General features: G+C 72.1%; 18 protein-coding genes. 7 read left to right on the forward strand and 11 right to left on the reverse strand.

Going from position 1 to position 21,756, the window contains the following annotated elements:
• Positions 1 to 465 precede the first annotated feature (465 nt).
• Positions 466 to 2,184 (forward strand): lysine N(6)-hydroxylase/L-ornithine N(5)-oxygenase family protein, encoded by a 1,719-nt coding sequence (locus tag F603_RS33440; protein ID WP_245600751.1) that lies wholly within the window; start codon positions 466 to 468, stop codon positions 2,182 to 2,184.
• A gap of 136 nt (positions 2,185 to 2,320) precedes the next feature.
• The gene (pyk, locus tag F603_RS0109060; protein WP_019545690.1) at positions 2,321 to 3,757 is read left to right on the forward strand and encodes a pyruvate kinase; all 1,437 of its coding nucleotides are present in this window, start codon (positions 2,321 to 2,323) and stop codon (positions 3,755 to 3,757) included.
• A gap of 73 nt (positions 3,758 to 3,830) precedes the next feature.
• Here pyk and F603_RS0109065 read toward each other — a convergent pair whose 3' ends face one another.
• Positions 3,831 to 4,613, reverse strand: coding sequence for an SDR family NAD(P)-dependent oxidoreductase (locus tag F603_RS0109065; RefSeq protein WP_019545691.1), 783 nt, complete (start codon positions 4,611 to 4,613; stop codon positions 3,831 to 3,833).
• Between the two features lie 95 nt (positions 4,614 to 4,708).
• Here F603_RS0109065 and F603_RS0109070 point away from each other — a divergent pair, with 95 nt between their 5' ends.
• On the forward strand, positions 4,709 to 5,359 hold the full coding sequence (locus F603_RS0109070) for a TetR/AcrR family transcriptional regulator (RefSeq protein WP_019545692.1): 651 nt from the start codon (positions 4,709 to 4,711) through the stop codon (positions 5,357 to 5,359).
• A 138-nt stretch (positions 5,360 to 5,497) separates the two neighbouring features.
• Here F603_RS0109070 and F603_RS0109075 read toward each other — a convergent pair whose 3' ends face one another.
• Positions 5,498 to 5,833, reverse strand: coding sequence for a chorismate mutase (locus tag F603_RS0109075; protein WP_019545693.1), 336 nt, complete (start codon positions 5,831 to 5,833; stop codon positions 5,498 to 5,500).
• A 72-nt stretch (positions 5,834 to 5,905) separates the two neighbouring features.
• Positions 5,906 to 6,034 (reverse strand): hypothetical protein, encoded by a 129-nt coding sequence (locus F603_RS36220; RefSeq protein WP_019545694.1) that lies wholly within the window; start codon positions 6,032 to 6,034, stop codon positions 5,906 to 5,908.
• An 85-nt stretch (positions 6,035 to 6,119) separates the two neighbouring features.
• Between F603_RS36220 and F603_RS0109085 the strand changes: the two genes are divergently transcribed.
• A complete protein-coding gene (locus tag F603_RS0109085; protein WP_019545695.1) occupies positions 6,120 to 7,028 on the forward strand; it encodes a hypothetical protein in 909 nt (302 codons plus the stop codon).
• Positions 7,029 to 7,077: 49 nt separating this feature from the next.
• Complete coding sequence (locus F603_RS0109090) at positions 7,078 to 7,545, forward strand: PPOX class F420-dependent oxidoreductase (protein ID WP_019545696.1); 468 nt, start codon at positions 7,078 to 7,080, stop codon at positions 7,543 to 7,545.
• Positions 7,546 to 7,678: 133 nt separating this feature from the next.
• Here the strand turns inward: F603_RS0109090 and F603_RS0109095 are convergent, their stop codons facing one another.
• Positions 7,679 to 8,251, reverse strand: a complete 573-nt coding sequence (locus F603_RS0109095) for an HhH-GPD-type base excision DNA repair protein (RefSeq protein WP_026328259.1) — start codon at positions 8,249 to 8,251, stop codon at positions 7,679 to 7,681.
• 166 nt (positions 8,252 to 8,417) lie between these two features.
• Between F603_RS0109095 and F603_RS0109100 the strand changes: the two genes are divergently transcribed.
• The gene (locus F603_RS0109100; protein ID WP_019545698.1) at positions 8,418 to 10,166 is read left to right on the forward strand and encodes an amidohydrolase; all 1,749 of its coding nucleotides are present in this window, start codon (positions 8,418 to 8,420) and stop codon (positions 10,164 to 10,166) included.
• 97 nt (positions 10,167 to 10,263) lie between these two features.
• Here the strand turns inward: F603_RS0109100 and F603_RS0109105 are convergent, their stop codons facing one another.
• The 3 genes from F603_RS0109105 to F603_RS0109115 form a co-directional block, all read right to left on the reverse strand.
• Positions 10,264 to 11,727: a glutamate synthase subunit beta gene (locus F603_RS0109105; RefSeq protein WP_019545699.1), complete on the reverse strand. Its 1,464-nt coding sequence runs from the start codon at positions 11,725 to 11,727 to the stop codon at positions 10,264 to 10,266.
• Positions 11,720 to 16,270, reverse strand: a complete 4,551-nt coding sequence (gene gltB, locus F603_RS0109110; protein WP_019545700.1) for a glutamate synthase large subunit — start codon at positions 16,268 to 16,270, stop codon at positions 11,720 to 11,722. Before gltB ends, F603_RS0109105 begins: the two co-directional genes overlap by 8 nt.
• A 401-nt stretch (positions 16,271 to 16,671) precedes the next feature.
• The gene (locus tag F603_RS0109115; RefSeq protein WP_019545701.1) at positions 16,672 to 17,403 is read right to left on the reverse strand and encodes a VIT1/CCC1 transporter family protein; all 732 of its coding nucleotides are present in this window, start codon (positions 17,401 to 17,403) and stop codon (positions 16,672 to 16,674) included.
• A 246-nt stretch (positions 17,404 to 17,649) separates the two neighbouring features.
• On the opposite strand from F603_RS0109115, the gene F603_RS0109120 reads away from it, so the two are divergent.
• The gene (locus F603_RS0109120) at positions 17,650 to 18,432 is read left to right on the forward strand and encodes a DUF1275 family protein (protein WP_019545702.1); all 783 of its coding nucleotides are present in this window, start codon (positions 17,650 to 17,652) and stop codon (positions 18,430 to 18,432) included.
• 3 nt (positions 18,433 to 18,435) lie between these two features.
• On the opposite strand, the gene mnhG is transcribed toward F603_RS0109120, so the two are convergent.
• Genes mnhG through F603_RS0109140 form a run of 4 tightly spaced genes read right to left on the reverse strand, consistent with a single transcriptional unit; the run spans position 18,436 to position 21,702 of the window.
• Positions 18,436 to 18,924, reverse strand: a complete 489-nt coding sequence (mnhG, locus tag F603_RS0109125) for a monovalent cation/H(+) antiporter subunit G (protein ID WP_019545703.1) — start codon at positions 18,922 to 18,924, stop codon at positions 18,436 to 18,438.
• Positions 18,921 to 19,328, reverse strand: coding sequence for an MrpF/PhaF family protein (locus tag F603_RS0109130; protein WP_106431288.1), 408 nt, complete (start codon positions 19,326 to 19,328; stop codon positions 18,921 to 18,923). Before F603_RS0109130 ends, mnhG begins: the two co-directional genes overlap by 4 nt.
• On the reverse strand, positions 19,328 to 19,918 hold the full coding sequence (locus tag F603_RS0109135; protein ID WP_019545705.1) for a Na+/H+ antiporter subunit E: 591 nt from the start codon (positions 19,916 to 19,918) through the stop codon (positions 19,328 to 19,330). Before F603_RS0109135 ends, F603_RS0109130 begins: the two co-directional genes overlap by 1 nt.
• Positions 19,915 to 21,702, reverse strand: coding sequence for a Na+/H+ antiporter subunit D (locus tag F603_RS0109140; RefSeq protein WP_019545706.1), 1,788 nt, complete (start codon positions 21,700 to 21,702; stop codon positions 19,915 to 19,917). Before F603_RS0109140 ends, F603_RS0109135 begins: the two co-directional genes overlap by 4 nt.
• Between the last annotated feature and the right edge of the window lie 54 nt (positions 21,703 to 21,756).

Raw genomic sequence — 21,756 nt, forward strand, 5'->3', positions numbered from 1 at the left:
CCCGACCCCCGATCGGTGCCGCACTCCGAGTCGTCGACACCGCCGGACCGGCCAGGGCAGGCGGAGACCGACCCGCACTCCGCGCAGCCGCACCGACCCCGGACCGCGCCTGCGGCGAACACAACCAGCACCCCGCTCACCGCGCACACAGACGAGCAGCCCCTCCCGGCACCGCCGGACCAGCCAACGCCGACGGAGAACTACTCACGCCCCGCACGACCGCCCGGCACGCCACTCCCCCAGCAGGCGACCGAGCAGCCCAATTCCCAACCCGCCCCGCAGACCGCCTCGTTGACGCCACCGAACCAGCCGGCACAGGCGCAGACCGACGCGCGGCCCGCACCACGGGTCAAGCTGCGCAGCACGCCCCCGGCGGACGCGACCGGGGCTACGCCCCCCGAGCAAACAGTCGAGCAGGCAGACCCTCAACCCACCCCGGGTCAGTCGAAAGCGACGGCCCGAACAATGCAGGCGAACACCGACGCACCCCTCTCCGCCACGGACACCCCGGCACCCACGCAGCCCACCGCACCACTTCCGCGCACCACCACCGAACCCACCAGCACCCGGCCGCCCGCACCCGAGGCACCCGAGGCACCAACCAAGCGTCCGTACCGCACGGAGACACCCCCCGAACCAGCGAGCCCGGACAACCACCGGCAGATCACCGCGCGCTCCCCCTTCCCGCAACGCCCCCGATATCAAGCGGAGTTGACACCCTCCCCACCCCGACGGCGGGACACCGGAACCGGAGGCGAGCAGGTCCTCGACCTCGCCTGCATCGGAGGCGGCCCGTTCAGCCTCTCGCTCTCGGCGCTCGCGGACTCCGTGCCGGGGCTGCGCACCGCGTGCTTCGAGCGGGAGCGCGCCTTCCGGTGGCACCCGGGCCTGCTGATCGAGGGCGCCACCCTCCAAGTCCCGTTCCTCGCCGACCTCGTGACGCTCGCGGACCCGGCGAGCCCGTGGTCGTTCCTGCGCTTCCTGCGCGACAGGCGCCGGCTCTTCCCCTTCTACTTCGCCGAGCGCTTCCACATCGAGCGCACCGAGTACGACGCGTACTGCCGCTGGGTGAGCGACGGGCTCGCGGAGCGGGCGGCCGGCTCGCCGGGGACAGGTCCGCACTACGGGCACCATGTGGACGCCGTCAGATGGAACCCCCAACGCTCCCTGTTCGAGGTGGACTTCACCCGGCTCGACGCGGGCGGCGGCACGGGTTCACCGGGGCGCGCAGCGGCGCGGAACGTGGCGCTGGGGATCGGGACCGAGCCGTACGTCCCCGAGGCGCTGCGCCCGCTCGCGGAGAGCGCCTCCGTCCCCGTGGTGCACTCGGCCGAGTACCTGGACCACCGCGAACGGCTCCTCGCGGCCGAGCACGTCACGGTCGTCGGCTCGGGGCAGTCGGGGGCCGAGGTCTTCCTCGACCTGCTGCGCCGCCGCCCCGCGGGGCACGAGGGCCTCCACTGGCTGACGCGCAGCCCCGCGTTCGCGCCCATGGAGTACAGCAAACTCGGCCTGGAGCACTTCACCCCCGACTACACCCGCTACTTCCACGCGCTCCCCGAGGAAACGAGGGACTCCCTCCTGCCGAAGCAGTGGCAACTGCACAAGGCGGTCGACGCGGAGACCCTCGCCGCCGTCCACGAGGAGCTCTACCGCCGTACGGCCGGGGGCAGTTGGCCGGACGTGGTGCTCACCCCCGGGGTCGGTGTGCGCACCGCGGGACGTCTCGGCACCACGCACCTGGAGCTGCACCTCGTCCACGCCGAGCAGCAGGAGCGCGGACGCCTCCTCACCGATGCGGTCGTCCTCGCCACCGGCTACCGCGAGCGCGCGTCCGACGAGCTCCTCGCAGCCCTCGACCCGCACCTCTCCCGGGACTCCTCCGGCCGCCCCCTCGTCACCGCCGACTACCGCCTGCGCCTCGACACCTCGGTGGCAGGCTCCGTCTACGTGCAGAACGGCGAACGGCACACGCACGGCGTCGGCGCCCCCGACCTGGGCCTCGCCGCGCACCGCAGCGCGGTGATCCTCAACTCGCTCACCGGCGAGGAGCACTTCCCGCTCCCCCCACGCACCGCGTTCACCAGCTTCGGCCTGCGCGAACCCGACCCGGGCACCCCCAGCACACGGGCGCCGGGACGCCTGGGGGACGTGCGTCCGATCGCGGCGCCTTCCGTGGGTTGAGCCGCGGCGGGTGAACGCTCATCAGAGCGGGATGCCGCACACCTTTCAAGTCTTGTCAACACCCTTTAAGAGAAAGGCCGTTGCGCCGTCGCTCGGGCACAGTTACCTACCCGCAGGTAAGCCGTAGGCTCGCAGCATGCGCCGAGCAAAGATCGTCAGCACACTTGGTCCGGCCACCGACTCGTACGAGCAGATCAAGGAGCTCGTCGAGGCCGGCATGGACGTGGCCAGGTTCAACATGAGCCACGGTTCGCACGCCGAGCACGAGGAGCGCTACCACCGGGTGCGCGGCGCAGCCGAGGAGACCGCACGCAGCGTGGGCGTCCTCGCGGACCTTCAAGGCCCGAAGATCAGGCTCGGCCGCTTCCAGGAAGGACCTGTGTTCCTCGAAGCCGGGGACGAGTTCACCATCACGGTCGAGGAGGGCTGCGAGGGCGACCGCACCAAGTGCGGGACCACCTACGCCGGTCTCGCCGAGGACGTCGCGCCCGGTGAGCGCATCCTCGTCGACGACGGCCGCGTCGGGCTCGAAGTCACCGCGGTCCAGGGCCCGTTGGTGCACACCGTCGTGGTGGAGGGCGGCGTCGTCTCCGACCACAAGGGGCTCAACCTGCCCGGAGTCGCCGTGTCGGTCCCCGCGCTCTCCAAGAAGGACGTCGACGACCTCCGGTGGGCGCTGCGCACCGGCGCCGACCTGATCGCCCTCTCCTTCGTCCGGAGCGGCGAGGACGTCCGCGAGGTGCACCGCGTCATGGAGGAGGAGGGCCGTCGGCTCCCCGTCCTCGCGAAGCTGGAGAAGCCGCAGGCCGTCGAGGAGTTGGAGTCGATCGTCGACGCCTTCGACGGTGTCATGGTCGCCCGTGGCGACCTCGGCGTGGAGATGCCGCTGGAGACGGTCCCCCTCGTCCAGAAGCGGGCGATCAAGCTCTGCCGCCGGAACGCGAAGCCGGTGATCGTCGCGACGCAGATGCTCGACTCGATGATCGACTCCTCCCGGCCGACACGCGCCGAGGCGTCGGACGTCGCCAACGCCGTCCTCGACGGCACCGACGCGGTGATGCTCTCCGGAGAGACGAGCGTCGGCAAGTACCCGATCGAGACCGTGCGCACGATGGCGCGCATCGTCGGCGCCGCCGAGGACGAGGTGCTCGCCAAGGGGCTGCCGCCGCTCACCGAGCGCAGCAAGCCCCGCACCCAGGGCGGGGCCGTCGCCCGCGCCGCCGCGGAGATGGGCGACTTCCTCGGCGCCAAGTACCTGGTCGCCTTCACCCAGTCCGGGGACACGGTCCGCCGCCTCGCCCGCTACCGCTCCCCCATCCCCGTCCTCGCCTTCACGCCCGACACCGCCACGCACTCCCAACTCAGCCTGAGCTGGGGCGTGGAGACCTTCCTCGGCCCGACCGTCGCCTCGACCGACGAGATGGTCGACCAGGTCGACGAGCAGCTCCTCAAGCTCGGCCGCTGCCGGCGCGGCGACCTCGTCATCATCACGGCCGGCTCCCCGCCCGGCGTCCCCGGCTCGACCAACCTGGTGCGGGTGCACCGCATCGGCGAGGACGACGCCGAGGGGTGAACGTCCGCCGCTCAGGAGGACTTGAAGTACGAGCCCGTCCCACCGCTGCCTGTCGCCGCAGCGGAAGCGGGGCTCACGCGGCGGCGACGGAGGGCCGGGGCGCCTGTCGCGCCGTCAGCGCGAGGACGAGCCGCCGGGGCAGTACCCGCATCAGGGTCGCGGCAAGGGCGTTCGTGCGCCCCGACACGACGGTGGGCCGTCGCTTGCCCAGCGCGCGGAAGGCCGCGTCGACGACCTGTTGCGGAGTCTGGAAGCGGACCCCGTCGGTGGACGTTGCCGAAGTCCCGTAGAACTCACTGCTGGTGGGGCCGGGCGACAGGCACAGCACGCGCAGCCGGCTACCGCGCGCCTCGACCCACAGGGCTTCGGTGAAGGAGACCACGAAGGCTTTCGCCGCCGCGTAGACGGCCATCCCCGGCATCGGCGCGTACCCGGTGAGGCTGGCCACGTTGAGCAACAGCCCCGTTTCGGCGTCGAGCAGGTCGGGCCAGAGGGCCTTGGTCAGATCGGTGAGGGCGGTGACGTCCACGGCGATCTGCCGGGCCGTCTCCTCCGCATCGGCCCGAGCGAACGCCCCGGCCCTGCCGTACCCGGCGCAGTTCACCAGTGCGCCGGCGACGACGCCCTCCTGGGCGAGCCGGTGACGCAGTGCCCGACCGGGCCGGGGAGCGGTGAGGTCCAGCGCGACGGGTGTCACCCTCACCCCGTGCTGCTCCCGCAACTGTGCCGCGAGGCGTTCCAAACGCTCGACGCGCCGGGCGACCACGACCAGGTCGTCGCCCCGGCTCGCGAACCTGCGTGCGAACTCCTCGCCGATGCCGGAACTCGCTCCGGTGACGACCGTGACCCTCCGCATGAAGCCCCCAGGGTTGACAGGTGTCAAGTACCGGGTCAGCACGGTACATTGACACCTGTCAACCAACAAGTCCCGGAAGCGCCCGGAGGATGGGAATGGCCGGCGACACGGCAGGCAGGGGCGGCCGCGACCTGCGGCGGTCCCTGATCGAGGCGGCATCGAGGCTGCTACAGGAGCCGCGCACCGCCCCAGCCCCCTCGCTCCGCGCGGTGGCCCGCGCCTGCGACGTCTCGGCGACCGCCGTCTACCTGCACTTCGACTCACGCACGGCGCTCATCGACGCCGTGCTCGACATGCACTTCGCCGAGGCGCGGGAGCGGGCCGAGGCGGCGGTGACCGCAGCCGCAGGGCCGCGGGAGCGTCTCGACGCGTTCGCTCTCGCCTACGTCGGCTGGGCGCTGGAGCGCCCCGGCCCCTACCAGTTGCTCTTCGAGAGCGTCGACTGGCTCAAGGGGACCGGCGCCGTCCGCGCGTGGATGGAGGAGCGGACGGCCTCCCTGGCCGAGGACCTGCGCGCGGTCGACCCCGGACTCGCCCCCGGGGAGGCGCTGGAGAGGGGCGAACAGCTCTGGACGGCCCTCCACGGCATCGTCGCGGGCCGCTCCCGCCGGGGAGACCACGAGTGGCCCCGCAGCGTCGCCGACGAGGTCGTCGGCATGGTGGCGATCTTCGCCGGCGCTCAGCGCCCCGGCACACCGCCCCTCTCAGCGCGCACCCCGGAGCACCCTGCGCGGACGCCCCGCTGAGCAGCCCCGTCCCGGCCGGCGGGACGAAAGCGGCACTGCGGACGCCGGCACCCTCCGGACCGCCAACTGACCGCGCAGTCGAAGCACTTGACGCGCAGCGAGCGCGCTCCCGGGCGACCGAGCTGCGCGCGTGCCCATTCAGCCGACGGCTGCGTCCCCGCTGCCCGTGCCCTCCTCAGCGATCCGCTCGTGGTGCCGGATCACCTCGGCGATGATGAAGTTGAGCAGCTTCTCCGCGAAAGCGGGGTCGAGCTTGGCGTCCTCGGCGAGGCTGCGGAGGCGGTCGATCTGCCGGGACTCGCGGGCCGGGTCGGCCGGCGGAAGTCCGTGCCCCGCCTTGAGTCTGCCGACGCGCTGGGTGCACTTGAAGCGCTCGGCGAGCAGGTGGACCACGGCCGCGTCGATGTTGTCGATGCTGTCCCGCAGCTCCGCCAACTCCTCGCGCACGGCGGTGTCGATCTCGTTCTTCTCCATCGGCTGGTGCTCTGCTCCAGTGTCGTCGCTGCGGGCTGTGCGGTGAGCGGCACGCGGACCGCCAACGGCACCCTAGCCCAGGTCCTCCGAGGGCCCGTCCGCTGCGGTGGTCCCGCCGGAGGAAGCCGGCTCACGACCGTCGACGGTCGGCGTGCATCCGGCGGTCGCGGTGACGAGGACGAGCGCACCCGCGATACGCACCCGCTTTCCGTACCGCCCGCCGGGAGCCGGGTATCCGCCCGTAGAGTGGAACGACCGCAGGCACGAGGGTCCGAGGTGGTGCGCGATGGGCACGGGTGGCAGACGCGGCGCGGCCGACCCGGTCGAACACGGCTTCCCGCACCTGGAGACGGTCCGCGACGCCATCGCCGCCCTCCACCGCCGCCTGTCGTACGAAACCCTGAGAACCTGGGATGCGAGCCTCTCCCCCGCCGAGGTCGCCTTCGCCGACGACGACGAACTCCACCTCGGCGTCCAGCAGGTGGCCGCTGCCGTCGTCCGCCACTACCGGCTGCCCGAGGCCCGCGTGATCGTCAGCTTCCGCGAGATGGAGCACGCGGCCAACGTCGAACTGGAGGCGGGGCCCGAGTACTTCGTCGAGCTCAACACGCGGTTCAAGGCGCACCGCAGGGACGTCGGCGCCGCCCTCGCGCACGAGGTGGCGCACGTGCTGCTGCACCGGCTCGACCTCGCCTTCGGCACCGTCGGCGAGAACGAGATCCTCACCGACACGGCCGCCGCCTACCTCGGCGCCGGCTGGCTCCTCCTCGACGCCTTCCGCCAGGACGCGCTCACCTCGCAGAAGCTCGGCTACCTCACGCCTGAGGAGTTCGGCTACGTCCTCGCCAAGCGCGCCGAGCTCAACGGCGAGGACCCGGCCGTCTGGTTCACCAGCCCGCAGGCGTACGACGCGTACGCGGCGGGCCGCACCCTCGCCGCGCGCGACCGGCGGCAGCCGCCGCTCACGGCCGCCGGCTGGACGACGCGCGCCCGCTACGCCATGGACCGCAAGCTCGCCCTCGCCGGCCGCCCGCCCGTACCGCAGCCGGACGCCGCCTACGCCTTCGACGCCGGCTCGCCGCCCCGCGTCTCGTTCCGCTGCCCGACCTGCCTTCGCCGCATCCGGATACCGGTGCGGGGCAGGGTGCGTGCCCGGTGCTCGTCGTGCCGCTCGGTCCTGGAGTGCGACGCCTGAGGCCGGACCGTACGGGCGCGCGGCCCTCCGTCGCGTAGGTTCGGTTGCCATGAGTCCCACGATCGCGACCAACACCCCCGTCGGCCTCGACGACCTCCTGGAGTTCGTCCGGCCCAGGCACCGCGCCGTCCTGCTCACCACCCGTACCGACGGCACCCCGCAGGCGTCGCCCGTCACCTGCGGGGTCGACCCGGAGGGGCGGATCGTCGTCTCGACCTACCCGGAACGCGCCAAGGTCCGCAACGCGCGGCGCACGCGGCGGGCGAGCGCCGTCGTCCTCTCCGACGAGTGGAACGGGCCGTGGGTGCAGGTCGACGGCGAGGCGGAGGTGATCGATCCGCCGGAGTCCGTCGAACCGCTCGTCGAGTACTTCCGGGCGGTCTCCGGTGAGCACCCGGATTGGGACGAGTACCGCGAGGCGATGCGCAAGCAGGGCAAGTCCCTGCTGCGCCTCACCCCGACCCGCTGGGGTCCCGTCGCCACCGGCGGCTTCCCCGCCCACCTCGCCGAGGACTGACGGAGGTCCGACCGCGTCCGGCGGGGCGCTCGGCACACGTCGGACGCGGTGGTCGGCAGCGCCGCGGGGAGCTGTCCCCGGCAGGGCCGTCGTGCGGCCGACCACCGTGCGGAGACGCCGAATCCACGTCGGCCTAGCGCCCCTTCGCCTTCTGCTCCTTCTTCTCCGCCCGCACCTTCTCCAGCGTCTCGGGGCCCGTCACGTCGGCGGCGGAGCGGTAGGTGCCGTCCTCGCCGTACGGACCCGCCGCCTCGCGCCAGCCCTGCGGGCGGACGCCGAGCTGCTTGCCGAGCAGGGCGACGAAGATCTGCGCCTTGGCGTCGCCGTAACCGGGCAGGGCCTTGAGGCGGCGCAGCAGGTCGCGCCCGTCGGAAGCGCCCTCCCATACGGTCTCGGCGCTGCCGTCGTAGTGCTCCACGAGGTACTGGCAGAGCTGCTGCACGCGCTTCGCCATGGAGCCGGGGAAGCGGTGCACGGCGGGCTTCTCCGAAAAGAGCTGCTCCAGCTCCTCGGGGTCCATCGCGGCGACGGCGCGTGCGTCGAGGCCGTCGTCCCCGAGGCGCCGGTTGAGTTCGTACGGGCCTGCGAAAGCGCGTTCCATAGGCACCTGTTGATCGAGGAGGGAGCCGACGAGCAGCGCCAGAGGGCTACGGCTCAGCAGGGCGTCGGCGTCGGGCTGCTGCGCCAGGTGGAGCGTGTGGTCCATGGCGTCGATGGTCGCCCCGGGAGGCGCGCCGCGCACGCCGCGGCACGCGGAACCCGGCGCGCACACGCGTAACGCCCCCGGCATCTGGGCAGCGTACGGCCGAAACAGCCCGGAGTCAGAGTGCGCAGCGCATCGGTGATCAAGCACGTACTAGACGGAGGCTCCCGTGTGCGACTTGCACGATCCCCACGAAAGCGTCGAGCAGGCGAAGCAGGCCGCCGAGACGATGGCCGCAGGCGGCATGAGCAGGCGCCGCATCATGCAGCTCCTCGGCGCCGCCGGCGTGACGACGGCCGCAGGCGCCGCGACGGCGGACCCCGCGATGGCTGCGGCGGCCGGCCCGGCGGCCGGTGACGGCTACGAGCCCCCGAAGGGCCTCGCCAAGGACTCCCCCGCGAAGACCTCGGCGCTCTCCTGGATCGAGCGCCAGGAGAAGCGCATCGTGGGGCTCAACGACGAGATATGGGAGAACGCCGAGTTGAGCCTGCGCGAGTGGAAGTCCTCGCTCGCCCAGGCCGAGTTCCTCGAACAGGCAGGCTTCGACGTGGAGTTCGGCACCGCCGGCTTCCCCACGGCGTTCACGGCGACCTTCACGAGCGGCTCGGGCGGCCCCGTCCTCGGGTTCAGCGGCGAGTACGACGCGCTCCCCGGCCTCTCGCAGCGCAAGGGCGCGGGCGAGCACGCACCGCTGGAGTACATCCACGACCCCTTCTCCCCCACCTACGGCCCCGGGCACGGCTGCGGCCACTGCGCGCTCGGCACCGCGGCGGCAGCGGCGGCGGCAGCGGTCGCGCGCGCGTCGAAGCAGCACGGGCTCGACGTCACCGTGAAGTTCTTCGGCTCGACCGCGGAGGAACAGCTCATCGGCAAGACCTACGCGGTCAGCAAGGGCGTCTACGACGACCTCGACGCCTTCCTCGACTGGCACCCCTCGACGGCCAACGCCACCGGCTGGGACACCTCGACGGCGATGACGGCCGTGACCTTCACCTTCCTCGGCGTCGCCGGGCACGGCGGCAGCCCGCTCGGCAACAAGAGCGCGCTCGACGCCGCCGTGATGATGGCGACGATGTCGGAGTTCCTCCGCGAGGAGGCGATGGCGCCCTCGGCACGGCTGCACTGGGCGATCGTCAACGGCGGGGACATTCCCAACGTCACCCCGGAGAAGGCGGAGATCTCCTACTACGTCCGCGAGGGGAGCCCGGAGCGCGTCGAGTCGCTGCTGGAGAAGGTGATCGCCGTCTCCGAGGCGGCGGCGAAGGCGAGCCGTACGAGCGTCCGGCACAAGATCACGTCGGCGTGCTGGAACCAGCTTCCCTCCCGCTCCTTCGCCGAGCTGATGTACGACAACATGCGGCGGATCGGGCCGCCGAACCACTCCGACGAGGCCCAGCAGATCGCCAAGTCCCTGCAGAAGTCCCTCGGCCTCCCGCAGAAGGGCCTCCACGACGAGATCGGCGAACTCACCCCGCCCAACCCGGTCTTCAACGGCGGCGGCTCCACGGACGTCGCCGACATCAGTTGGCAGGTGCCGACGGTCTCGCTCGGAACGGCGCTCGCACCCGTCGGCTCGAAGATGCACACCTGGTCGACGGCGTCGTGCGCGGGCTCGGCGCCCGGGCACGCGGCACTGCTCGCCGCGGCGAAGTACCTCGCGGCGACCGCGCTCGACCTGGTCGTGCAGCCGAAGCTGCTGAAGGCCCTGAAGAAGGAGTTCGCCGAGCGCACCGAGGACGTCGACTGGAAGACGGCCCTCCCCGACGGGTACGAGCCGCCGATGTACGAACCGCCGTCCTGGTTCCTCGAGAAGACGGGCCAGAGCTGGCCGCCCGAGAACATCACCTGGCCCCCGGCGCAGGTGATCAGCAAGGAGAAGTTCTCTTCGCTGGGCCCCGAGTTGGAGCCCCAGTACTGAGGACGTGACGGCGGCGCCCCGCACCCGGCAGCGCGATGCGGGCGCGGGGCGCCGCCCGTGCGGCCGCCGCCGGGCGGTGGCCGCACGGGTGCGGGGGTCAGACGGTGAGCGCCCGGTCCGTCGGCCGGATCGGCGCCGGGAGCGCGCTCGCGCCGCCGGCGAGGTGCCGGTCGACGCCCTTCGCCGCGGAGCGCCCCTCGGCGATCGCCCAGACGATGAGGGACTGCCCGCGCCCGGCGTCGCCCGCGACGTACACGCCGGGGACGTTGGTGGCGAACTCGGCGTCGCGCGCGACGTTGCCGCGCTCGTCGAGGTCGAGGCCGAACTGCTCGACGAGGCCGTTCTCCCTGTCGATGCCGGTGAACCCCATGGCCAGCGTGACGAGTTGGGCGGGGATCTTCCGCTCGGTGCCCGGCTTCTGCGTCAGCTTGCCTTCGACCATCTCGACCTCGACCAGGTGGAGCCACTGGACGTTGCCGTCCTCGTCGCCCTCGAAGCGGGTGGTGTTCACCGAGTAGACGCGCTCGCCGCCCTCCTCGTGCGCCGAGGTGACCTTGTAGAGCATCGGGAAGGTCGGCCACGGCTGGTGCGGCGCGCGCTCCTCGCCCGGCTTCGGCATGATCTCCAACTGCGTGACGGAGGCCGCGCCCTGCCGGTGCGCGGTGCCGACGCAGTCGGCACCGGTGTCGCCGCCGCCGATGACGACGACGTGCTTGCCCTCCGCGGAGATCGGCGGGGTGACGTAGTCGCCCTCCTGGACCTTGTTGGAGAGCGGCAGGTACTCCATCGCCTGGTGGATGCCGTTCAACTCGCGTCCGGGCGCCGGCAGTTCGCGGGCCGTGGTGGAGCCGGCCGCGATCACGACGGCGTCGTGGCGCTTGCGGAGCTTCGCCGCGTCGAGGTCCCGGCCGATCTCCACACCGGTGCGGAACTTGGTGCCCTCCGCGCGCATCTGCTCGATACGGCGGTTGATGTGCCGCTTCTCCATCTTGAACTCGGGGATGCCGTACCGCAGCAGCCCGCCGAGGCGGTCGGCGCGCTCGTAGACGACCACGGTGTGCCCTGCGCGGGTCAACTGCTGCGCGGCGGCGAGCCCCGAGGGCCCGGAACCGATCACCGCGACCGTCTTCCCCGAGAGGCGCTCGGGCGGCTGCGGCGTGACGAGGCCGCAGGCCCACGCCTTGTCGATGATGCTGACCTCGACGTTCTTGATCGTCACCGGCTCCTGGCTGATGCCGAGGACACAGGCGGACTCGCACGGCGCAGGGCACAGCCGCCCGGTGAACTCCGGGAAGTTGTTGGTCGCGTGGAGCCGCTCGCTCGCCGCCGACCAGTCGTCCCGGTAGGCGTAGTCGTTCCACTCGGGGATGAGGTTCCCCAGCGGACAGCCGTTGTGGCAGAACGGGATGCCGCAGTCCATGCAGCGCCCCGCCTGCTCGCTGACGATCGGCAGCAGCGAGCCGGGGACGTAGACCTCGTTCCAGTCCCTGACGCGCTCCTCGACGGGGCGCGACTGGGCGCCCTCGCGCTCGGTGGTGAGAAAGCCCTTCGGGTCAGCCATGGGTCGCCGCCTCCATCATCTTCTCGTGGGTCTCGGACTCGGAGAGTCCCGCTCGCTCGGCGGCGTCCTTGGCGGCGAGCACGGCCTTGTAGGTGGGGGGCAGAACCCGGCTGAACCGGGCGGCGGTCCGCTCCCAGTCGGCGAGGAGCCGCTCGGCGACGGTGGAACCGGTCTCCTCGAGGTGGCGGCGCACCACACCGTGCAGCCACTCCAGCTCGTCGGCCCCCGGTACGCCGACGGCGTCCCGCAGGCCGGGGTTGACGTGGTCGGGGTCGAGATCGAGGACGTACGCGGTGCCGCCCGACATGCCGGCGCCGAAGTTGCGGCCCGTCTCCCCGAGGACGACGGCGGAACCGCCGGTCATGTACTCGCAGCCGTGGTCCCCGACGCCCTCGGCGACCACCGTGGCACCGGAGTTGCGGACGCAGAACCGCTCGCCCACGCGGCCGCGGAGGAAGACCTCGCCGCCGGTCGCGCCGTAGCCGAGGGTGTTGCCCGCGATCGTCGAGTACTCGGCGAGGTGGTCGGCCCCGCGGTCGGGGCGGACGACGAGGCGGCCGCCGGAGAGGCCCTTGCCGACGTAGTCGTTGGCGTCGCCCTCCAGCCGCAGCGTGACGCCGCTCGGCACGAAGGCGCCGAAGGACTGGCCCGCCGACCCGGTGAAGGTGACGTCGATGGTGCCCTCGGGGAGCCCGGCGCCGCCGAACTTCCGGGTCACCTCGTGGCCGAGCATCGTGCCGACGGTGCGGTTGATGTTCCGGATCGCCACCTGGGCGCGGACCGGCTGCGCCTGCTCGGCGGTCTCCGCGTTGAGCGCGTCGGCCGAGAGCTTGATGAGCTGGTTGTCGAGCGCCTTCTCCAGGCCGTGCTCCTGCGGGGTGACCCGGTGCCGCGCCGCGCCCTCGGGGAGCTCGGGCACGTGGAGGAGCGGCGCGAGGTCGAGGCCCTGCGCCTTCCAGTGGTCGACTGCCCTGCTGGTGTCGAGGAGTTCGGCATGGCCGACGGCCTCGTCGAGCGACCGGAACCCGAGCGCGGCGAGGAGCTCGCGGACCTCCTCGGCGATGAACTCGAAGAAGTTGACGAGGTGTTCGGCCTTGCCCGTGTACCGCTCGCGGAGCACCGGGTTCTGCGTCGCGATACCGACCGGACAGGTGTCCAGATGGCAGACGCGCATCATGACGCAGCCGGAGACGACGAGCGGCGCCGTCGCGAAGCCGTACTCCTCGGCACCGAGCAGCGCGGCGACGAGCACGTCGCGGCCGGTCTTGAGCTGGCCGTCGGTCTGCACGACGATGCGGTCGCGCAGGCCGTTGAGGAGCAGCGTCTGCTGCGTCTCGGCGAGCCCCAGCTCCCAGGGGCCGCCCGCGTGCTTGAGGCTGGTGAGCGGCGAGGCGCCGGTGCCGCCGTCGTGCCCGGAGACGAGCACCACGTCGGCGTGGGCCTTCGAGACGCCGGCCGCCACGGTGCCGACGCCGACCTCGCTGACGAGCTTGACGTGGATGCGGGCCCGCGGGTTGGCGTTCTTCAGGTCGTGGATGAGCTGGGCGAGGTCCTCGATCGAGTAGATGTCGTGGTGCGGCGGCGGCGAGATGAGGCCGACGCCGGGAGTCGAGTGCCGGGTCTTCGCCACCCACGGGTAGACCTTGTGGCCCGGGAGCTGCCCGCCCTCGCCCGGCTTGGCGCCCTGCGCCATCTTGATCTGGATGTCGTCGGAGTTGACGAGGTACTCGGAGGTCACACCGAACCGTCCCGACGCGACCTGCTTGATCGCGGAGCGCCGCTGCGGGTCGTAGAGGCGCTCGGCGTCCTCGCCGCCCTCGCCGGTGTTGGACTTGCCGCCGAGGCGGTTCATCGCGACGGCGAGCGTCTCGTGCGCCTCCTGCGAGATGGAGCCGTACGACATCGCACCGGTCGAGAACCGCTTGACGATCTCGCTCGCCGGCTCGACCTCCTCCAGCGGGACCGGCTGCCGCTCGCCCTCCTTGAGGCGGAAGAGCCCGCGGAGCGTCATCAGGCGCTCGGACTGCTCGTTCACGCCGTCCGTGTACTTCTTGAAGATGTCGTAGCTGCGGGTGCGGGTGGCGTGCTGGAGCCGGAAGACGGTGTCCGGGTCGAAGAGGTGCGGCTCGCCCTCGCGGCGCCACTGGTACTCGCCGCCGATCTCCAACGCCCGGTGCGCCGAGGCGATCCCGGTCGCCGGGTACGCCTTGGCGTGCCGCGCCGCGACCTCCTTGGCGATCGTCTCGAGACCCGCACCGCCGATCTTGGTAGTGGTGCCGTGGAAGTAGGTGTCGACGAAGGACTCGTCGAGTCCCACCGCCTCGAAGACCTGCGCACCGCGGTAGGAGGCGACGGTGGAGACGCCCATCTTGGACATCACCTTCAGCACGCCCTTGCCGAGCGCCTTGATGAGGTTGCGGATCGCCGCCTCGGGCTCCATGTCGCCGGGGAGGAAGGTGCCCGCGCGCACCAGGTCCTCGACCGACTCCATCGCCAGGTACGGGTTGACCGCAGCGGCGCCGTACCCGATGAGCAGGGCCGCGTGGTGCACCTCGCGGACGTCGCCCGCCTCGACGAGCAGACCCACCCGGGTGCGCTGCTTGGTGCGGATCAGGTGGTGGTGGACGGCCGAGGTGAGGAGCAGCGACGGGATCGGCGCGTGCTCGGCGTCGGAGTGCCGGTCGGAGAGGACGATCAGCCGGGCGCCGGACTCTATCGCCGTGTCCGCCTCGTCGCAGATCTCCCGGAGGCGGGCGGCGAGCCCCGCGCCGCCGTCGGCGACGCGGTAGAGGCCTGAGAGGGCGGCCGAGCGGAAGCCGGGGAGGTCGCCGTCGGCGTTGATGTGGATCAGCTTGGCCAGCTCGTCGTTGTCGATCACCGGGAACGGCAGGGTGACGCTGCGGCAGGAGGTGGCCGACGGCTCCAGCAGGTTGCCCTGGGGTCCGAGCGGCGAGCGGAGCGAGGTGACGAGCTCCTCGCGGATCGCGTCCAGCGGCGGGTTGGTGACCTGCGCGAAGAGCTGGGTGAAGTAGTCGAAGACGAGCCGCGGGCGCTCCGAGAGCGCGGCGATCGGCGAGTCCGTGCCCATCGAACCGATCGGCTCGGCAGCGGACTTCGCCATCGGCGCCAGCAGGACGCGCAGCTCCTCCTCGGTGTACCCGAAGGTCTGCTGGCGGCGGGTGACGGAGGCATGGGTGTGCACGACGTGCTCACGCTCGGGCAGGTCGGCGAGGGCGATCAGGCCCGACTCCAACCACTCCTCGTACGGGTGCTCGGCCGCGAGCTGCGCCTTGACCTCGTCGTCCTCGATGATGCGGTGCTCGGCGGTGTCGACGAGGAACATCCGGCCCGGCTGGAGGCGGCCCTTGCGGACGATCCGCTCCGGCTCGATGTCGAGGACGCCGACCTCGGAGCCGAGCACGACGAGCCCGTCGTCGGTGACCCAGTAGCGGCCGGGACGCAGCCCGTTGCGGTCGAGGACGGCGCCGACCTGGGTGCCGTCGGTGAAGGTGACGCAGGCCGGGCCGTCCCAGGGCTCCATGAGCGTCGCGTGGTACTCGTAGAAGGCCCGGCGGGCAGGGTCCATCGTCTCGTGGTTCTCCCACGCCTCGGGCACCATCATCAGCACCGAGTGCGGCAGCGAGCGCCCGCCGAGGTGGAGCAGCTCCAGAACCTCGTCGAAGGTGGCCGAGTCGGAGGCGCCCGGCGTGCAGAGCGGGAAGATCCGCGAGAGGTCGGCGGCGGCCTCGGGGGCCGCGTCCTTCGCCGCGAAGAGCGCGCTGGAGAGCTGGGACTCCCGGGCGCGCATCCAATTGCGGTTGCCCTGGACGGTGTTGATCTCGCCGTTGTGCGCGATGAACCGGTAGGGGTGGGCGAGGGGCCAGCTCGGGAAGGTGTTGGTGGAGAAGCGGCTGTGCACCAGCGCGATCGCCGAGGCGAACCTGCGGTCGGAGAGGTCGGGGAAGAACGGCTCCAGTTGGCCGGTGGTCAGCATCCCCTTGTAGACGACGGTGCGCGAGGAGAGCGAGGGGAAGTAGACGTCCGCGTCGTGCTCGGCGCGCTTGCGGAGCACGAAGGCGATCCGGTCGAGCGCGACACCGTTGCGCTCCCCCGCCGCGTCGGCGACGAAGAGCTGGCGGAGCTGCGGCAGGGTCTCGCGGGCGCCGGCGCCGAGGAGTCCGGGGGCGACCGGTACGTCGCGCCAGCCGAGGACGCGCAGCCCCTCCTCGTCGGCGAGCTGCTCGATCCGCGCGACGGCGGCGGCTGCGTCCGCCTCGTCCGCGGGAAGGAAGGCGATACCGACGGCGTACGCGCCCGCGTCCGGCAGTGCGAAGTCGGTGACCTCGCGGAGGAAGGCGTCCGGGATCTGGACGAGGATGCCCGCGCCGTCGCCCGTGTCCGGGTCGGAGCCGGTGGCGCCACGGTGCTCCAGGTTGCGCAGGACGGTGAGACCGCGCTCGACGAGCTGGTGGTCGGGCTCGCCTGTCAGGGTCGCCACGAAGCCGACGCCGCAGGCGTCGTGCTCGTACCTCGGGTCGTACATGCCCTGCTTGGCAGGGTGGGCCAAAGCCGCCAATGGTGCTGCACGCATCGGCTCTCCCGTCGTCTCGTGGCAATCGCACGCGCCGAGGGACGACGTTGGCCCTCTGCATGAACAAATTTTCGCGCAGGTTACATCATCACCCTCTTCCCACTGCACGGAAACTCCGGACCACCATGCGGACGCACAGGGACGCCTGGGATGTGTGCACGGAGGTGCCGTGCGAGGGAAGAGGGGTCTGTGGACCCGCTGTCTCAAAAGGGTGCGGAAGGTCTCCGCTCAAGTACGCGCTGCGCCCCGGGCTTCGTTGCCCTTGGGCTTTCCGGCTTCTGCCCGGCACGCAAGAGACTGAAACCGCCGAGTAACACGGGATCACGCCCGGGAGCCGTGGAGCACGCCGTGGGTCAACCCACAGCGACACCGAAGAGCGCCCCGAGCCCGTACGTCAGCGCAGCGGCACCGCCGCCCAGCGCGAGCTGACGCAGCCCGCTGAACCACCAGCTTCGCGCCGTCACCTTGGCGACGACCGCCCCGCAGAGGAACAGCCCCAGCAAGGCCACGACCACGGCGGGCAGCAGCGCCGTCGCCCCGAAGAGGTACGGCAGCACCGGCAGCACCGCGCCCGCGCTGAACGCGAGCAGCGAGGAGACGGCGGCGACCGTCGGGGAAGGCAGGTCGTCCGGATCGATGCCCAGCTCCTCGCGGGCGTGCACCTCCAGCGCCCGCTCCGGATCCCGGTGGAGCTGCCGCGCCACCTCCCTCGCCAGCTCGGGATCGACGCCGCGCCCCTCGTAGACGGCGGCGAGCTCGCGCACCTCCGCCTCCGGGTGCTTCCGCAGCTCCCGGCGCTCGACCTCCAACTCCGCCTGTACCAACTCCCGTTGGGAGGCGACGGAGTGGTATTCGCCCGCCGCCATCGAGAAGGCGCCGGCCGCGAGTCCGACAAGGCCGGAGAGCACGATGGCCTGTGGCGAGGCGGAGGAGCCCGCAACGCCCGTCATCAGGCCGAGGTTGGAGACGAGCCCGTCCATGGCACCGAAGACCGCGGGCCGCAGCCATCCCCCGCTCACGTCGCGGTGGTGCGGCGCACCGTCCGCTGACTCGCCGTGCTCCCGTTCGGCTATGCCGGTGCTCATGGTGGTGACCCGCTCCCTTCGACGGCGGAAGCCGGCGCTCCGGCGCCGCCTCTCCCAGCTCGAAGGTAGGCACACTCCCGCCGACCGCGCCAGCAAGGAAGGCCGAACTAACCGCGCTGACCTGCGGTTTCGTCGAAGCCCCCCCCGCCCCGCACACCCGAGAGCCGGCCCGCGGATGCGGACCGGTGGGACCCGGTGGACGATGAGCCGCGTGTACACAGCAGGCGCCCCGCGCGGGCGGCACCGATGAACGCCCGGCGCCGCGCCTCCGCCCACGACGAACCGCCGCCCGAACCCCGGGCGGCCGATCCGTCGGGCCCCCGCGCCCAGTTGACGCTCCTGCTCCTGGCGACCGCTTCGGGCAGCGTGGACGCGCTCGCCTTCACCGCGCTCGGCGGCGTCTTCGCCGGGGTGATGACGGGAAACCTCGTGCTCGGCGGCGTCGCGGCGGCCGGTGCCGCGCCGCCCGGGCACATCTGGTCCGCTGCCTGTGCCCTGGGCGGGTACGCGGTGGGGACGGCGGCTGTCGCGCTGCTGACGCGATGGGCGCGGTCGGCGTCGTCCGCGGAACCGGGGCGGCTGTGGCCGCGCCGGGTGAGGCTCGCCTTCGGCGCCGAGGCGCTGGTGCTCGCCGTGCTCGCCGGGTGCTGGATCGCGGCCGGGTCCGCGCCTGCCGACCGCTGGCAGACGCTGCTCGTCGTCGGTTACGCGACCGCGATGGGCGCGCAGGCGACGGCGCTCCTCGCCGCCGGCCGCAGCGGCGCCCCGACGACGTACTTCACCAGCACCCTCACCACCCTCCTCGCGCGCCTCGCGACGGGGACCGCCCGGTCGGCCGGCGCACACCCGTCCGACCTGTGGATCGCCGCGCGCCTCGCCTGCCTCGTCGCCGGCGCGGGCGGCGCCGTGGGGCTGCATGCCGCGGTGGCGGCGCCTGCCGCGCTGCTGCCGGTCGGGCTCGTCGGCGCGGCAGGGGCCGTCACGGTCGTGGGTGACCGGCGCAACTCCCGTGCGCACGGGCGGAGTTGACGACTAGGCCGCGCTCGGGCCGCGATCCTCCGGGCTGCCGCCCCCTTCGCTCGAACCCTCGCCTGACGCGGCGGAGGTGTCCCCGCCCGCGTCCACCGGTTCCGCCTCGCCCCGCCGCTCGGCGGCGCGCTGCGCCTCCCTGCGCTGCTCGGCCTCCTCTATCGCCTCACCGAGCTCGTCGAGGACGAGCCGCTGGCGGTCGAGGCGGCCGCGGTAGCCGGCGCGGCCGACCATGTGCGCGGCGACCGGCGTCGTCACCAGTTGGAAGATCGCGATCAGGATCAGCGTCGTGACGTCGACGACGGTGCGCAGCCAGAGCGCGGCGCCTCCGAGGACGAACAGCAGGCCCAGCGCCTGCGGCTTGGTCGCCGCGTGCATGCGGGTCAACACGTCGGGGAGGCGCATCAGTCCGATGCCGGCGACGAGGCAGAGCAGCGCGCCGAGGAGCATGAAGACGGCACCGGTCCAGTCGACGACCGCGGCCCAGTTCATCGGTTCTTCCTCCGTCCGCCGCCGTTCCTGCCCTCGTTGCCGTCGCTGCCTTTGCGCCCTTTGGGCCGCGTCGACCAGGAGCCGACGTTCTGCTCCGCGAGGGTGTCGGCGCTCTTGCCCGCGTAACGGCTCTCGTCGACGTCGGTCGTCCCGGCCTCGTCCCGCAGCGTCATGAACCGCGCGATCGCGACGGAGCCCGTGAACCCGAGGAAGGCGAGAACGAGCATCACCGGCAGGTAGAACGGCACATGCTGGACGGCGGTGTAGACGCCGATCCCCGCCATTATCACGGAGACCAGCGCGTCGAGTGCGACCGCGCGGTCGAGGGTGGACGGGCCGATCGCCAACCGCGCGGCCACCAGGACCCCCGCGGCGATGAGGACCGCCGCGACCACGAGCATCATCACGTCCACGGGCCGATCACCCTCTCCGCTGTCTCGGCCGCCTCCATGGCGGCGACGTCGTCGGGCGTGCCGAACGCGCGGACCACCCGGGCCTCCAGGCGCAGCACCTCGTGCACCGCCCGCTCCCGCTCGGCGAGGCTGTCGGCGCCGAGCACGTGGATGTAGAGGGTGCCGGTCGCGCGGTGCACCTCCAGCACGGTGCTGCCGGGGACGGCGGAGACGGCGATGGCGGTGCCCGTCATCATCAGGTCGCCCGGGCAGCGCATCCGCACCCGCAGCACGGCCCAGGAGGGCTTGCTCTGGCCGAGGATGAAGCGGTTCAGCCGCCAACTGGAGATGAGCATGTCGAGCACGAAGCGCGCAAGGAACCTGGTGAACCCCAGGAGGTGCAGGCGCGCCTGCGTCTCGATCGGCGGCAGCGGGAAGACGACGCAGACGAGCACGCCCACGAGGAGCCCGGTGAGGACGTTCGCCACCGAGAGTTCGCCCCAGAGCAGCACCCACACGATCATCAGCCCGACGATCATGGGCCACTGTGTCGCGCGGAACCGCCCCGGCGCCTGCTCTTTGAACCTCTGCGGAGAGGTCACCTGTCCATCACCGCCGATACGTACGGGGTCCGCTCGATGAGCTCGTCGGCCGTGCGCCCGGTGAAGTCGAAGAGCGGACCGGCGAGGGCGGTGAAGGCGAGTCCGAAGAGGACCAACCCCACCGTTGAGCCGATCATGCTCGCGGGGAGCCGGGTGGTCGTGGTGACCTGCTGGCCGCCGAAGGTCGCCGTCTGCGTGTGCCCGGCCGGTGCGGGCGCCTCCTGCCTGGCGGTGTCGGTGGCGGTGCCGACCGCCACGTGCGCTTCCTCCGGCGCGCGTCCCGAGCCTACCGGCGGCTGGGAGGCGGGGGCACCGGTGTCGGACGCGGTGCCGGTGTCGCCCTGTTCGCGGCTCGCCTCCGCCTCGGACTCGTCGGTCTCCTCGTCGGTCTCCTCGGAGTCCAACACGGCGCCCACCTCGTAGAGTTCGGCCGGCGCCGCGCGCCAGAAGGCGAGGTTCCAGACCTTCGCCATCGCGTAGAGCGTCAGCAGCGAGGTGAGGGTGCCCCCGGCGACGAGCACGTACGCGAGGACGCTGCCGTCGGCGACGCCCGCGCGCAGCAGGCCCAGTTTGCCGAGGAACCCGGAGAGCGGGGGGATGCCGGCGAGGTTCATCGCGGGGATGAAGAAGAGGATCGCGAGCAGCGGTGAGAGCGTCGCCAGCCCGCCGAGCCGTTGGAGGTCGGTGGAGCCGCCTCTCCGCTCGATCAGCCCCACGACGAGGAAGAGCGTCGTCTGCACGGTGATGTGGTGGGCGACGTAGAAGATCGCCCCCTCGAAGCCCTCCGGGGTCGCCAGCGCGATCCCGAAGATCATGTATCCCATGTGGCTGATGAGCGTGAAGGAGAGCAGCCGCTTGAGGTCGGTCTGGGCCACGGCCCCGACGATGCCGACGAGGAGCGAGAGCAGCGCGACGATCATCAGCACGTCGGTGAGCCGGGTGCCGGGGAAGAGGAGCGTCTGCGAGCGGAGCATCGAGTAGACGCCGACCTTGGTGAGGAGCCCCGCGAAGACGGCGGTCACCGGGGCGGGCGCCGTCGGATAGGAGTCGGGTAGCCAGGCGGCGAGCGGGAAGACCGCAGCTTTGATCCCGAAGACCCCGAGGAGCGCGATCTCCATCAGCGTGGTGACGCCGTCCGGCAACTTCTCGATCGCCGCCGGCAGTTCGGCCATCGTCACGGTGCCGGTGGCCCCGTAGACCATGACGATCGCCACCAGGAAGAGCACCGAGGAGAGGAGCGAGACGATCGCATACGTCGCCCCCGCGCGGATGCGCGCGATGGTGCCGCCCAGCGTCAGCAGCACGAAGCTGGCGACGAGCATGATCTCGAAGCCGACGTACAGGTTGAAGAGATCGCCCGCGAGGAAGGTGTCCGAGACGCCGGCGACGAGCACCAGGTACGACGGGTGGAAGACGCTGAGCGGCGTCGCCCCTTCCCGGTCCGCCATGCCCTGGCCGTTGGAGTAGACGAGCACGCCGAGCGTCACCGATGTCGAGACCACCAGCATCAGCGCGGAGAGCCGGTCGGCGACGAGCACGATCCCCACAGGGGGCGCCCACCCGCCGGCGTACATCACCTGCGGGCCCTCTTTGTCCGCCACGACGAGCAGCACCAACGAGACGATCACGACCAGCGACAGCACGACGATGCTGATGGCGCGCTGGGTGCGCTGGAGGCGCAGCCCGATGGCGAGCTTCAGTCCGGCCGCGAAGAGCGGCAGGATCACGGGCAGGGGGACGAGTGCGGAGGCGACGGAGGCGGCCTCCGAGGGTCCGGCGCTCATGGGCGCTCCCTCGCAAGGTCGGGGTGTGCGGGTGCCGGGCGCAGGTGCGGCCCG

Source organism: Streptomyces sulphureus DSM 40104, from assembly GCF_000381025.1.
In the GTDB taxonomy this organism is placed as follows: domain Bacteria; phylum Actinomycetota; class Actinomycetes; order Streptomycetales; family Streptomycetaceae; genus Streptomyces; species Streptomyces sulphureus.

Excerpts from the sequence above, each read along its gene's own strand:
- F603_RS33440 (WP_245600751.1), top strand. The coding sequence starts at position 466 with ATGCAGGCGAACACCGACGCACCCCTCTCCGCCACGGACACCCCGGCA.
- pyk (WP_019545690.1), top strand. The coding sequence starts at position 2,321 with ATGCGCCGAGCAAAGATCGTCAGCACACTTGGTCCGGCCACCGACTCG.
- F603_RS0109065 (WP_019545691.1), bottom strand. The coding sequence starts at position 4,613 with ATGCGGAGGGTCACGGTCGTCACCGGAGCGAGTTCCGGCATCGGCGAG.
- F603_RS0109070 (WP_019545692.1), top strand. The coding sequence starts at position 4,709 with ATGGCCGGCGACACGGCAGGCAGGGGCGGCCGCGACCTGCGGCGGTCC.
- F603_RS0109075 (WP_019545693.1), bottom strand. The coding sequence starts at position 5,833 with ATGGAGAAGAACGAGATCGACACCGCCGTGCGCGAGGAGTTGGCGGAG.
- F603_RS0109085 (WP_019545695.1), top strand. The coding sequence starts at position 6,120 with ATGGGCACGGGTGGCAGACGCGGCGCGGCCGACCCGGTCGAACACGGC.
- F603_RS0109090 (WP_019545696.1), top strand. The coding sequence starts at position 7,078 with ATGAGTCCCACGATCGCGACCAACACCCCCGTCGGCCTCGACGACCTC.
- F603_RS0109095 (WP_026328259.1), bottom strand. The coding sequence starts at position 8,251 with ATGGACCACACGCTCCACCTGGCGCAGCAGCCCGACGCCGACGCCCTG.
- F603_RS0109105 (WP_019545699.1), bottom strand. The coding sequence starts at position 11,727 with ATGGCTGACCCGAAGGGCTTTCTCACCACCGAGCGCGAGGGCGCCCAG.
- gltB (WP_019545700.1), bottom strand. The coding sequence starts at position 16,270 with ATGTACGACCCGAGGTACGAGCACGACGCCTGCGGCGTCGGCTTCGTG.
- F603_RS0109115 (WP_019545701.1), bottom strand. The coding sequence starts at position 17,403 with ATGAGCACCGGCATAGCCGAACGGGAGCACGGCGAGTCAGCGGACGGT.
- F603_RS0109120 (WP_019545702.1), top strand. The coding sequence starts at position 17,650 with ATGAACGCCCGGCGCCGCGCCTCCGCCCACGACGAACCGCCGCCCGAA.
- mnhG (WP_019545703.1), bottom strand. The coding sequence starts at position 18,924 with ATGAACTGGGCCGCGGTCGTCGACTGGACCGGTGCCGTCTTCATGCTC.
- F603_RS0109130 (WP_106431288.1), bottom strand. The coding sequence starts at position 19,328 with ATGATGCTCGTGGTCGCGGCGGTCCTCATCGCCGCGGGGGTCCTGGTG.
- F603_RS0109140 (WP_019545706.1), bottom strand. The coding sequence starts at position 21,702 with ATGAGCGCCGGACCCTCGGAGGCCGCCTCCGTCGCCTCCGCACTCGTC.